A 12953-nucleotide genomic window follows, 5' to 3' on the forward strand; every position below is an offset into this window, starting at 1 on the left:
TGGCTGTGGCTGTGGCTGTGAAAACCTGTGTATATTGTTTATCGATAGATTGACACCGATAATCGATAGGATTTCATGCATCGCACCGCGATCGTCACCCTGAAAACGCTCATCATTGCACTGGTCGCACTCCTGCTGGTGTGCCAGGTGTTCGTGGTTCCCGCGGTCGCGCAGCAGATGATCGCCAGGTCCCCGCAGCTCGGCTACCTCCACGTGCCCGCCATCATCGTCACCGTGGTGTTCCTGCTCTGTGTGCAGGTCGCCCTCGTCTGCGTCTGGCGGCTGTTGTCCCTGGTGCGGGCATCCACCATCTTCAGCGCCACCGCATTCACCTATGTGAATATCGTCCTCGCCCTCGTCGCCGTGGCGACACTCCTCATCTGCGGTTCGTTCATCACCCTTGCCGTCGTCGGTGTGGCTTCGCCCTCGGTCACCGTCCTGTGCCTGCTGGGCATTGTCATCGGCTCGGGACTTGCCTTGCTGGTCGTCGTGATGCGCGGGCTTCTGCGCCAAGCCTCTCAACTCGAACGCGACCTGGCGGAAGTGGTCTGATGCCCATCGTGATCAACCTTGACGTCGAACTCGCCAAAAAGAAGGTGTCGGTCGCCGACTTCGCCGCCGCGATCGACATCACACCGGCCAACGTATCCGTGCTCAAGAACGGTCGGGCGAAGGCCGTGCGATTCTCCACCCTCGATGCCATCTGCCGCGTGCTCGAATGCCAGCCCGGCGACATCTTCATGTGGGTGCCGGAACAAGGGGCCAGTGCGGCCGCAACCGTTTCGGTGGGGGAATGAGCGTGCCTCGCGCCGTACAGCCCTGGAGCGACATCGCGATTCGCCATCTGCTCGACCGCACCTCGTGCCCGGTCTGTGAGGCCGCACTACCCGACAGCCCCTGCTCCACGTGCGGCGCCGAACTGGTCGGCCATCTGGCCGCCGAGCTCTGGGCCGCCTCCGAGTCCGCCGCCGCGGCGCTCGTGGCGCGACAGGACGCACTCGTGCGCGTGTCGCATCCATCCCGGGCCACCGCAGCCGAGCCCAGCGCTGCCCCGCCGACACCGATTCCGCAGCGGATGACCGGGCCGCGTGGTGCGACTGGTGCGGCTGTCACCGTCGCGCCACGGTCGAGCGCAACGGTGCAGTCCGTGCTGGCCGTCGCTGGTGCCGGATTGTTCGCGGTCTCCGCGGTCGTCTTCACCTTCTTCAATCCCGACCTCACCGATCACGCCCTGCGCAGCGTGATCGTCGGGCTGATCACCCTCCTCTTTCTGGCGGGTGCCTGGCTGCTTGCCCGCCGTCAGCTGCAATTCTCGGCGGAAGCTGTCGGCGGCCTCGGAATGGTCTTTATCGCCCTCGATGTCTATGCACTCTCACAACTAGCCCCGACCGAAGTGAGCCCGTGGGTGCTCGCCGCCAGCGGAACGCTTGTCAGTGGCGGCATCATGGTCGTTCTGGCGACTCTCACCCGCATCCGCGGCTGGCTCTGGATTTCGCTCGCCGGTCTCACCCTCGCCCCCGCGATGCTGGGCTACGCGGGAGGAACGACACTGTCGGCGACCGTGGGGCATCTTGGAGTGGCGTTCGTCGCCCTTGCCCTCGTCGAAACGACTCCGGCTCTTTCACCGCGGTTCGCTGGGGGCCTCCGGTTGGAGCGGATGACGCTCGCGACGATTCAAATCATCGCGACCGGCACCGTGCTGGCACAGACCGGGTTCATCGAGGTAACCACCACGACCGGGTACTGGCTGACGATCACCGCGGTGGTGACCGCTGTCGCCGCGCTTGCCCTGCTGTCGACTCGGCAGCTCGCCCGAAACTTCTGGAGCGCAGTGACCGGCGCTGCGGCGATGGCCGCTGCCGTCAGCCTCCCGTTCGCACTAAACCTCGGAGCACACGGGGCGGGAGTGTGGTATTTGTCCGTCGCCCCGGCTGCCGGGGCCGCCGCGCTGCTCGTGCTGCAGGCAGTTGCCCCGAGACTGCGCACGCTCAAAGTGCGGTCATTCCTGGCTGGTGCCTTCGCACTGGCCGGTGTGAGCGTGCTCTCGCCCATTCTCTCAGCCGTGCTGCTCGGAGCCGTGACGGTGCTCACCGCGCTCAGCGGCTCCGACCTCGGTGCGACGGGCGTGCTGCCTCCGGACGGTGTTCTCGCTGTTGTGCTCGGCCTGGCCGCCATGTCGGCCGGGCTCGGCGCGTTCTCGGTTTTGGCCCGGCGCCGAAGCGCAACGAGAACGGATGCCGCTGCGGTCGATGCGGGTTCCCTCCCGGTGGCAGCATGGACCGCTTCGAGTGCGATCTGGCTCGTCGCCCTGGCCGCGCTGACCCTGGCCTGTCAGCCCGTCTTCCCCCTCTGGTCCCGCATCGCGATCGCGGTCGGCCTCGCCGTGATGTTCAGTGGTGCGCTCGTCGCTGTGCCTCGCCTCCGCCAGGCGCCCCTCAATATGCGGCTGCCACTCGTGCTGGCCGTCCATTTCGCGGTACTGCTGGCCACGGTCTGCTCCCTGGTCGATGCCGTTGTGGCGGTCTGGGCTGGCATCGCTGTTGTCGCCACGATCGCCGTCATCGCCCGAACGGTGCCGGCCAGGGCGCGGTTCCTCCACGTCGGTGCGGGCTATGCCTACGCACTGGTCGTCTTCGCAATGGCGCTCGACCAGCTGGGCGTTGGCACCATCGCGTTGCTCTGCCTCACCACATCGCTTGGTTCGATCGGTGCGATCGCCGCCACCTTCCTCCGGCGGCTTGCTCCGCCGGCCTGGTACGCGATTCTGGTGGTGACGTCGGTGCCGTTCGTGATCGGGGTCGCACAGGTGCTCTTCGAACGCAGCGGTTGGACCGCTCTCTCGACCGCCTTCATCTTTCTGTTGGCACTCACCCTTCTCAATACGCGGCGTGTCGGCCTGGGCATCGTGCTCCGCTCCATTGCCGCCGGCCTCCTCGTTCCGTCACTCGCCGTCGTGGTGATCTGCCTCGGCGCGCAGGTGCTTCTCGTCAGCGCCTCTCCCGTCACCCTGCCGGTGATCGCCGCCATTGTCGCCGTTGTGCTTCCCGGCACCGGCCTGATCGGCAGCACGCTGAGCCGGCGGGGCATCGTTCTGCGGGACGTGACGGCGGCTCGAGTGGCGATTGAAGCATCCACTCTTCTGACGGCGGTGATCGCGGTCACACTCGCCCTCGTGCGCGTCGCGGCGGGACTACCGACCACCTTGATCGTGCTGGTCATCCTCGGGCTCGGCGCCGCAGCCACGTCCGTCTGGGCGAAGCGCCGCTACGGGTGGTGGCTTGCCGCTGCCGCCTTAACCGGCGCGCTGTGGTGCCTGTGGGCCATCGCCGGAATCAGCGCGCTTGAACCATACCTGCTTCCGCCGAGCCTGGCCGCTGCCACGATTGGCCTGATCCGAACGAAACGCGGGTTCCGCGCCGTGCCGCTGTTCACGACGGGTCTGGTCGTGGCCGTCGCGCCGATCCTCGTGGTTCTGGCCGTTTCCGGCACGGGAACTGCCGCGCTGGCCCCGTGGCGGGGGTATGGCCTCGTCGCCGCAGCCTGGCTGCTCCTCGGTCTCGCGGTCGTGCTCGGCCGCGGCTCGTCGGCGCGCGCCGAATCGCTTGGAGTCCTGCAACTGCCGACCCTGGCGGTTGCTGTGGCTGCCGGCGCGGCCGGTGCGATCCAGGGTGTGCGGTTCGGCCTCGGCGCCGACACGATCCAGACCGGAGGGGTGCCACTCGTTCTGCTTTGCTTCGGAATAGCCGTGGCCGGCGCGTTGCCTGCGGTCCTGGGCGCCCACGGCATCCGCGTGACGGTGTCGAAACAGTGGAAACTCACACGCATCCGCTGGCTCTATGCGCCCGCAGCGGTGTACGTGGCGGTTGCCACCTGGAGCGCGATCGAACGCGATTGGTTCACGATCTGGATGGTGTGGTGCCTCATGCTGGCGTATCTCGTCCTGACGGTCGTCGTTGCCTGGCGGATGCGCACCCACCCGGCCAGCCTGCCGCCCGTATGGTTCACTTTCGTGCTCGCCCTGGTTACCGCGATCGTGGCGTGGAGTCCGCGCGACCTGCGGGTCGAATGGTTCTCACTGCCCATGGGCCTGTTCCTCCTGGCCGCCGGAGTCGTCGTTCTGACTGGTGCGCGCGTGCATCCCGACACGGCCGACGGGCGCGACGGAACGGTCAACAGCTGGCCCGCACGATGGAGCGGCTCCTGGCCGCTGCTCGCTCCCGGCATCGTCACCCTGCTGCTTGCATCGATCCTGGCCACCTTCACGGACCCCCAGACCTGGCGGGCTATTCTGGTGATCCTGATTGCGCTCGTGGCCATCCTGATCGGCTCGAGCCTCAAACTCGCTGCCCCGTTCCTGATCGGAATCATCGTGCTTCCCCTCGAGAACGTTCTCGTGTTCCTGGTGCAGATCGGTCGAGGCATCGAGTCGATGCCGTGGTGGATCACCCTCGCCGTCGTCGGTGCCGTGCTTCTCATCATCGCCGTCACCTATGAGCGACGCGCGGGGGAGGAGAACAGCATCACGGATCGGCTGCGCGATCTGCGTTAGGCGTGGGTGACAGGAACGTGGTCGCAACCGTGCCAAACGGTGCTAGCCTGACATCGTGTTGAACGGTGTGCTCCTCCTTAGCTGCCGCGACGAGTCCTAATCTGAGGCCTCCCTCGTCGCGGAGTTCGTCGTTGGCTGCCGACACCCACGAGGAAACAGGACCATGAAGAACAATCAGACCGCATCCACACTGCCGATCCACCGCTACCGTCCGTACCACGAGCAGTTCGCCGTTGACCTGCCCGACCGCACGTGGCCGAGCAAGCACATCACGGTCGCGCCGCGCTGGTGCGCCGTCGATCTGCGCGACGGCAACCAGTCGCTCATCGACCCGATGAGCCCCGAACGCAAGCGCATCATGTTCGACCTGCTCGTGCGCATGGGCTACAAAGAGATCGAGGTGGGCTTTCCCTCGGCGAGCCAGACCGACTTCGACTTCGTGCGCAGCCTCATCGACGAGAACGCCATTCCCGACGACGTCACCATCCAGGTGCTCACCCAGGCGCGCGAGCACCTGATCAAGCGCACCTACGAGGCGATCACCGGAGCCAAGCAGGCCATCGTGCACTTTTACAACTCCACGAGCATCCTGCAGCGCGATGTCGTCTTTCGCGAACAGAAGCAGGGCATCGTCGACCTGGCTCTGTTCGGTGCGCGCCTCTGCAAGCAGATGGAAGCGACCATTCCCGGCACGATCATCTACTATGAGTACTCCCCGGAGAGCTTCACCGGTACCGAGCTCGACTTCGCCGTCGATATCACCAACCAGGTCGTCGAGATCCTCGTGCCAACTCCGGAACGCAAGGTCATCGTCAACCTGCCGGCCACCGTCGAGATGGCCACCCCGAACGTGTACGCCGACTCCATTGAGTGGATGAGTCGTCACCTGACCCAGCGCGAGAACATCCTCATCTCGCTGCACCCGCACAACGACCGCGGAACCGCGATCGCCGCCGCCGAGCTCGGTTACCTGGCCGGTGCCGACCGTATCGAAGGCTGCCTGTTCGGCAACGGTGAGCGCACCGGCAACGTCGACCTCGTCGCCCTCGGCGTCAACCTGTTCACGCAGGGCATCGACCCGCAGATCGACTTCAGCAACATCGACGAGATCAAGCGCACCGCCGAGTACTGCAATCAGCTGCCGGTGCCCGAACGCAATCCGTGGGCCGGCGACCTGGTCTTCACCGCCTTCAGCGGTTCGCACCAGGACGCCATTAAAAAAGGCTTCGAAGCCATGGACGCCGACGCCGTCAAGCAGGGCTGCACCGTCGACGACCTGGTCTGGGCCGTACCCTACCTGCCGATCGACCCGAAAGATCTCGGCCGCAGCTACGAAGCCGTGATCCGGGTCAACTCGCAGTCCGGCAAGGGCGGCGTCGCCTACCTGCTCAAGACCGACCACGCCCTCGACCTGCCGCGCAAGCTGCAGATCGAGTTCTCCGGCGTCGTGCAGGCCAAAACCGATGCCGAGGGCGGCGAGGTGACGAGCGAGCAGATTTGGGACATCTTCAACGACGAGTACCTGCCGGCCACGCTCAAGAACCCCGAAGCCAAGTGGGGTCGATTCGAACTGCACTCCACCCGCACGTCGAGTGACCTGACGGGAACGGTCGACCTCGCCGTCGAACTGCGCGACGGCGACACCGTGGCGCCGGCCACCGGTTCCGGCAACGGCCCGATCAACGCATTCCTCGGTGTCATGGCCGAACGCGGCATCGCGATCACCCTGTACGACTACGTGGAGCACGCTCTCTCGGCCGGCGGCGACGCGCAGGCGGCCGCCTATGTTGAGCTCGATGTGAACGGTAAGCGCTACTGGGGCGTCGGCATCGATGCTGACATCTCCACCGCATCGCTCAAGTCGGTCGTTTCCGCCGTCAACCGCGGAATCCGCGCCGAGGTCGGCGACCTCGAACTGGCCGCCGTCTAAGCAGCGCGCATCCGCTCGCAGCAACTGAGCACACACGAAAGCCCAGCCTCATCACTGAGTCTGGGCTTTCGTTGCACCATCCGGGTGCGGTCAGGGGCTATCTGAGATCGGCACGATGTTCAGGCCAGCGCTGGCAGGTTCACCGTGCGATCGGTCGTGCTGGCAGGGCGAGGAGCGCTTCCGAGCAGTGAGCGACAGTCGTCGATCGCGCGCTCCAGCAGGGTGTACAGCCGGGCATCGGGGTCGGCGACGCAGGCCTCGCCGATGCCCTGCACACCGACGCGAATGATCGTGTCAGCGGTGCGTGGTGTGAACTTGGTATGTGACCAGGAACGCACGCTGCCGATGAAATCGCGGGCCCAACGTTCGGCATCGGGTGCCTGGTCGAGCGCGGCCCGAATCAGCGGTCGTACCTGCTCGGCCAGGTCCGGATCAAGAACGGATGCGTTCCGCTCGCAGGTGAGCACCCCCACGGCGAGCGCACGCTGGCGTTCCAGACTCGCCACCGGAAGTGCTTCGCAGCCGGTGCGCAGGGCGACCATGACCTCGATCCGTCGGTCGGAGCCGGTCAGGCCGATCACCGACGGAATAAGCAGGGCGAGCCGCGACCTCGAGTCGTCGGAACTGCAGTCGTTGACCATGCGGGCCAGTGATGCCAGTACCGGATGGGTGCAGGCCGGGTGGTCGCTCCAGGACTCGCCGGCGAGGTAGGAGGCGAATTCCATGAAGCAGCCGCCGCTCTTGGGAGTGCGGTGCTTGCCACGCGACAACACGGGCATAATGTCGGGCAAACTGCCCTGGACTGGTTTCATGAAAAACCTCCATACCACGGGGACTACGTGACCTAAGTCTCCCCCCGTCCGGGCCGAAAAACCAGTGCCAGGGACGACTCGTGACAAAATTTCAGCGAGCCGCGGCATCCGTTCGGGCAGCCGTCGCGCCGTGACCGCGCTCCCAGCGGCAAAGTGGGATAATTATCTGTGCCTGTCTATCGAGATGAAGCCGTCGTGCTGCGCACCCACAAGTTGGGTGAAGCCGACCGCATCGTCACCATGCTCACCCGAGCGCACGGCAAGGTGCGCGCCGTCGCCAAGGGCGTACGCCGCACCGGCTCTAAATTCGGCGCCCGGCTCGAGCCGTTCATGGTCGCCGACGTGCAGCTCTACGAGGGTCGCAGCCTCGACATCATCACCCAGGCTGAGTCGCTCGGCTCCTACGGAGCCCTGATTACCGCCGATTACGGCAGCTACACCGCCGCAAGCGTAATGGTGGAAACCGCCGACAAACTCACCGAATCCGAGGGGTCGCTTCAGCAGTACCTGCTGCTGGTCGGCGCCCTGCGATCGCTGTCCCGCCAGGAACACGGCTCCCACCTCACCCTCAACTCCTACCTGCTGCGGGCCGTGTCGATGGCCGGCTGGGCCCCGAGCTTTCAGGACTGCGCCCGCTGCGGTGCCGTCGGTGAACACAGCGCCATGGTCGTGCAGCTCGGCGGGATCGTCTGCGATTCCTGCGCCGCGCCCGGCTCGCCCCGCCTTGATGCGGCCACGATCGGCCTGCTGAGCGCGCTGCTCACCGGCGATTGGGAGCATGCCGCCGCCGCGCCCGAACGCACCCAGAGCCAGGCGGCCGGCGTCGTAGCCGCCTACACCCAGTGGCATTTGGGCCGCGGGCTTCGCTCGCTGGAACACGTGGCCCGATGATGGCCGGTCTGTTCGGCCACAAACCGTTCACCCACAAAGATGCCGTTGCGTTCAAACCGCTCGACTGGACCGGGCTGTACCCGCCGGAGCTGCCCCGCAAAGTCGTTCCCGAGCACGTCGCGGTGGTCATGGACGGCAACGGCCGCTGGGCCAACGGCCAGGGCCTCACCCGGGTCGAGGGTCACAAAGCCGGCGAAGCCGCCCTGCTCGACGTCGTCGCCGGCGCTATCCAGATCGGGGTCAAACACCTCAGCGTCTACGCCTTCTCCACTGAGAACTGGAAGCGTTCGCCCGACGAGGTGCGTTTTCTCATGGGTTTCAACCGCGATGTGCTGCATCGCCGCCGCGATCAACTCAACGAGTGGGGCGTGCGCATCAGGTGGGCGGGACGTAAACCCAAGCTGTGGGCATCCGTCATCAACGAACTGCAGTTCGCCGAGAAACTCACGGCCGGCAACGACGTACTCACCCTCACCATGTGCGTGAACTACGGCGGTCGCACCGAAATAGCGGATGCCGTGCGCGCGCTGGCCGAGGACGTCGCCGCCGGCAGGCTGAAACCGTCGGGAATCACCGAGAAAGCCATCGCCCGGCAGCTCTACGTGCCCGAGCTGCCCGACGTTGACCTGTTTGTGCGAAGCTCGGGGGAGCAGCGCACGAGCAACTTTCTGCTCTGGCAGAGCGCCTACGCCGAGATGGTCTTTCTCGACACGCTGTGGCCCGATTTCACCCGGGTGGACCTCTGGCACGCCGTCGGACTGTATGCGTCACGCAACAGGCGCTACGGTGGCGCGGTCGACGCCCCGACCACTTAATATTCCGGCGGGGGAATACACGGGCTCGGCGCCCCGTTGGACCGAGTGTGACTGACACAACTACAAGCGAAGCAACCGCATCCGCCACGAGCGCACCGACCAGCGCCGACCCGATCAAGGTCGATATCTGGTCTGACGTGCAGTGCCCCTGGTGCTACATCGGTAAACGCAAATTCGAGGCTGGAGCTGCGCAGTTCGATGGCGCGGTCGACGTCGAATACCACAGCTACGAACTCTCACCCGACACCCCGGTCGACTACGCCGGAACGCCCGTGCAGTACCTCAGTGAGAAGAAGGGGATGCCACTCGCCGAGGTGGAGCAGATGCTGGAGCGTGTCACCGGCATCGCCGAGAGCGTTGGCCTGCACTACGACTACGACTCCGTGCACCAGACCAATACGGTCATCTCGCACGAACTGCTGCACTACGCCAAGGCTCACGACCGCCAGCTCGACATGATGGAACGCCTGCTCAAGGCCTACTTCATCGATGGCCGCCACGTGGGACGCATCGAGGACCTCGCCGACCTCGCGGCCGAGATCGGACTCGACCGGGCCGACGTCGTGCGGTCGCTCACCAGTCACGAGCACCTTGCCGCGGTGAAAGCCGACGTGGCGCAGGCCGGCGCGTACGGCATCCAGGGCGTTCCGTTCTTCGTGATCGACGGCCGCTACGGCATCTCCGGCGCGCAGGACCCGACGGCGTTCGCCCAGGCGCTGGACCAGGCCCGTGCCGACCGTCTGGCCGACCCGACCTACGTCTAACCGTGACGCCCAGCGAACTCGCGTAGCCTGACGGGGGAGCACTCAGCTCCACCCGCAGGCCTTCACCGTTTAACCCAATTGATTCAGGAGACAACTCATGACCGACACCGCTACCACCACGCCGCCCGTCTACACTGACGCGGCCGGCCGTCCCACCATTGAGCTTCTGGGTGCACCCGACGAGGCCGCCGGCTCCTGCTGCGGTGGTGGCTGCTGCAGCTGATCCCGGCCCCTGCTCTCGAAAGCGCAGCTGTCGCGCGGCCTGCTCAACCGGCTGGGCAGCTGCGCTTTTGTGCGCCGTCTGCAGCCTTGCCTTGGCCGATTAGCGGATCCCTCGCTTTCTGGGAGAATTGATGCAACATGACTTCACCCATCCCTACCGTCGACACGCGCGCGAGCTACACCCCCATCGCGCCGTTGACGATCGGCCCGCTCACCCTCGACGTTCCCGTGGTGCTTGCGCCGATGGCCGGTATAACCAACACCGCCTTCCGTCGACTGTGCCGCGAATACGGTGCCGGACTGTTCGTGAGCGAAATGATCACCTCCCGGGCGCTCGTGGAGCGCAACACCGAGACGATGCGGCTGATCACCCACCATGAGAGCGAAACCACCCGGTCCATTCAGCTCTACGGTGTCGACCCGAAGACGGTCTCCGAAGCCGTCACGATGCTCGTGGCCGAGGATCGCGCCGACCACATTGATCTCAATTTCGGCTGCCCGGTGCCCAAGGTCACCCGCAAGGGCGGGGGAGCGGCCTTGCCCTGGAAGATCGGCCTGTTCCGGCAGATCGTCGAAGCCGCCGTCACCGCGGCCGGGGCGGTTCCGCTCACCGTGAAAATGCGCAAGGGCATCGACGCCGACCACCTCACCTATCTCGAAGCCGGCAAGGCGGCTGCCGGAGCCGGCGTCGCATCCATTGCCCTGCACGGTCGCACGGCCGCCGAGTTCTACTCCGGCCACGCCGACTGGTCCGCCATCGAAAAACTCAAGAACGCGATCAGCGACGTGCCGGTGCTCGGCAACGGCGACATCTGGTCAGCCAGCGACGCCCTGCGCATGGTGCGAGAGACCGGCTGCGACGGTGTGGTGGTCGGGCGCGGGTGCCTCGGCCGTCCGTGGCTGTTCGGCGACCTCGCCGCGGCGTTCCGGGGGCAACAGCAGAAGGCGGAGCCGGGCCTCGGCCTGGTCATCAATGCGTTCCGCCGGCACGCCGAACTGCTCACCGAATACTTCGACAGCGAAGACCGGGCCTGCCGGGACATCCGCAAGCATGTCGCCTGGTATTTCAAGGGCTACCCGGTGGGCGGTGACCTGCGCGCGAGCCTGGCCATGGTGCAGTCCCTGGCCCAGCTCGACGACCTGCTCGGCACCCTCGATGCCTCGCTGCCCTACCCGGGTGCCGACGTCGAAGGGCCGCGCGGCCGCGCTGGAACTCCGAAGAAGCCGTCGCTGCCCGAGCACTGGCTCGAGTCGCAGCAACTCATCGACGCGCAACGACTGAATTTGACCGAGGGCGAAGGGGACACCAGCGGTGGCTAACAAGACCGGATACAGCGAGACCGATGAGGCCCGCTGGTTTCCCGAAGAGCACTACTCTCGGCGCAGCGACTTCGCCCGCGACCGAGCGCGGCTATTGCACTCGAGCGCCCTGCGACGCCTCGCGGCGAAAACCCAGGTGCTCAGCCCGACGGCGGGGCTCGACTTCGCCCGCAACCGACTGACCCACTCGCTCGAAGTGGCCCAGGTCGGGCGGGAGATCGCCTCGCGCCTCAATGTCGACCCTGACATCGTCGACACCGCCTGCCTGGCGCACGACATCGGGCATCCGCCGTTCGGTCACAACGGGGAAAAGGCGCTCAGCCTGTGGTCAGCGGACATCGGCGGGTTCGAAGGCAACGCCCAGACTCTGCGCCTACTCACCCGGCTCGAGCCCAAGGTGTTCGGGCCAGACGGTCACAGCTATGGCCTCAACCTCACCCGGGCGAGCCTCGACGCGAGCTGCAAGTACCCCTGGCCGGAAGGCTCCTCGGTCTACGACCCGAGTGGGCGGGCCAAGTTCGGCTTCTACCAGGACGACATCGCCGCGTTCGAGTGGCTCCGGGATGGGGCTCCCGATCGTCAGCTCTGCATCGAAGCTCAGGTGATGGACCTCTCCGACGACATCGCCTACAGCGTGCACGACTTCGAAGACGCCATCGTCAACGGTTACGTCGACGTGGCTGCCCTGAGCAGCCGCGCCAACCACGACGAACTCCTCGCCACCATGTCTGAGTGGATCGGTGACGCGACGAGCGCCGACGACCTCGCCACCGCATTCAACAGGCTCGACTCCCTCGATGTCTGGATGGACTCCTGGACCGCAGGGCGCCGCGACCAGGGCCACCTCAAGAATCTCACGAGTCAGCTCATCGGCCGGTTCAGCGGTGCCGCCGTGCACGCCACCAAGGAGGCGCACCCCGGCGCGAACATGCTGCGTTTCGGGGCCAATGTGATCGTGCCGCGCGAGATCCAGGCCGAAATCTCGGTACTCAAGGGCATCGTTGCCGCCTTCGTGATGACCCGCAACACCCGCAAGCCCATCTACGTGCAACAGCGACAGGTGCTCACCCTGCTCGCCGAAACCCTGCACCAGTCCGGCGACGAACACCTCGACCCCGGCTTTCGCGAAGACTGGCACGCCGCCGCCGACGATGCCGGCCGCAAGCGCGTCATCGTGGACCAGGTCGCGAGCCTCACCGACCAGTCAGCGCTGGCCTGGTACGAGCGCTTGGTGCAGGGCTAGCCTCCCGCCCCACTCACGCCCGATATGTCCGGGCCCGGGCCCGGAAACTGGGCCCACGGTTGGGCGGTTTCTGGGGGTCGTTGCAACACCGGGTGGTCTATTCAGTAGTCAGCAGTTTAGCGAAGCGCTCGGCGGGGGTGTCCCAGTCGAGCGTCTTCCGTGGGCGTTCGTTGAGCTCGTGTGCTGCCGCGCGTAAGTCGTCGGCGGTGTAGGTGGAGAGGTTGGTGCCCCTGGGGAAGTACTGGCGTAGTAGGCCGTTGGTGTTCTCGTTGGATCCGCGTTGCCAGGGGCTGGCTGCGTCGCAGAAGTAGACGTCCATGTTTGTGCCAAGGCGGATGGCAGTGTGATGCGCCATCTCGACACCTTGGTCCCAGGTCAGAGAGCCGCGTAGATGTGCGGGGAGGATG

The 12953-nt window shown here is 66.0% G+C and carries 12 protein-coding genes; 10 read left to right on the forward strand and 2 right to left on the reverse strand.

What is annotated here, in order from left to right:
- Nucleotides 1–75 precede the first annotated feature (75 nt).
- The 4 genes from BMW72_RS16135 (at nt 76) to leuA (ending at nt 6479) form a co-directional block, all read left to right on the forward strand.
- Nucleotides 76–552 carry a DUF2975 domain-containing protein gene (locus BMW72_RS16135; RefSeq protein ID WP_092112389.1) on the forward strand — a complete coding sequence of 159 codons (477 nt, stop codon included), beginning with the start codon at nt 76–78 and terminating at the stop codon, nt 550–552.
- Complete coding sequence (locus BMW72_RS16140) at nt 552–797, forward strand: helix-turn-helix domain-containing protein (protein WP_092112390.1); 246 nt, start codon at nt 552–554, stop codon at nt 795–797. Before BMW72_RS16135 ends, BMW72_RS16140 begins: the two co-directional genes overlap by 1 nt.
- Complete coding sequence (locus BMW72_RS16145; protein WP_092112392.1) at nt 794–4549, forward strand: SCO7613 C-terminal domain-containing membrane protein; 3756 nt, start codon at nt 794–796, stop codon at nt 4547–4549. Before BMW72_RS16140 ends, BMW72_RS16145 begins: the two co-directional genes overlap by 4 nt.
- A gap of 163 nt (nt 4550–4712) precedes the next feature.
- Complete coding sequence (gene leuA, locus BMW72_RS16150) at nt 4713–6479, forward strand: 2-isopropylmalate synthase (RefSeq protein WP_092112393.1); 1767 nt, start codon at nt 4713–4715, stop codon at nt 6477–6479.
- 119 nt (nt 6480–6598) lie between these two features.
- Here leuA and BMW72_RS16155 read toward each other — a convergent pair whose 3' ends face one another.
- A complete protein-coding gene (locus BMW72_RS16155; RefSeq protein WP_092112395.1) occupies nt 6599–7291 on the reverse strand; it encodes a hypothetical protein in 693 nt (230 codons plus the stop codon).
- A gap of 168 nt (nt 7292–7459) precedes the next feature.
- Here BMW72_RS16155 and recO point away from each other — a divergent pair, with 168 nt between their 5' ends.
- The 6 genes from recO to BMW72_RS16180 all read left to right on the forward strand — a co-directional run bounded on the left by recO (nt 7460) and on the right by BMW72_RS16180 (nt 12546).
- Nucleotides 7460–8182 (forward strand): DNA repair protein RecO, encoded by a 723-nt coding sequence (gene recO, locus BMW72_RS16160; protein WP_092112396.1) that lies wholly within the window; start codon nt 7460–7462, stop codon nt 8180–8182.
- A complete protein-coding gene (locus BMW72_RS16165; RefSeq protein ID WP_241983875.1) occupies nt 8179–8997 on the forward strand; it encodes an isoprenyl transferase in 819 nt (272 codons plus the stop codon). Before recO ends, BMW72_RS16165 begins: the two co-directional genes overlap by 4 nt.
- Nucleotides 8998–9044: 47 nt before the next feature.
- On the forward strand, nt 9045–9761 hold the full coding sequence (locus tag BMW72_RS16170) for a DsbA family oxidoreductase (RefSeq protein ID WP_092112400.1): 717 nt from the start codon (nt 9045–9047) through the stop codon (nt 9759–9761).
- Between the two features lie 97 nt (nt 9762–9858).
- Nucleotides 9859–9984, forward strand: coding sequence for a hypothetical protein (locus tag BMW72_RS19530; RefSeq protein ID WP_255576133.1), 126 nt, complete (start codon nt 9859–9861; stop codon nt 9982–9984).
- Nucleotides 9985–10121: 137 nt separating this feature from the next.
- Nucleotides 10122–11303, forward strand: coding sequence for a tRNA dihydrouridine synthase DusB (gene dusB / locus BMW72_RS16175; protein WP_092112402.1), 1182 nt, complete (start codon nt 10122–10124; stop codon nt 11301–11303).
- Nucleotides 11296–12546 carry a deoxyguanosinetriphosphate triphosphohydrolase gene (locus BMW72_RS16180; RefSeq protein WP_092112404.1) on the forward strand — a complete coding sequence of 417 codons (1251 nt, stop codon included), beginning with the start codon at nt 11296–11298 and terminating at the stop codon, nt 12544–12546. Before dusB ends, BMW72_RS16180 begins: the two co-directional genes overlap by 8 nt.
- 97 nt (nt 12547–12643) lie before the next feature.
- Here the strand turns inward: BMW72_RS16180 and BMW72_RS16185 are convergent.
- The coding region (locus BMW72_RS16185) for an IS30 family transposase (RefSeq protein ID WP_139175921.1) at nt 12644–12953 on the reverse strand (310 nt) is incomplete at its 5' end.

The organism is Cryobacterium luteum, from assembly GCF_900110125.1.
Lineage (GTDB): Bacteria > Actinomycetota > Actinomycetes > Actinomycetales > Microbacteriaceae > Cryobacterium > Cryobacterium luteum.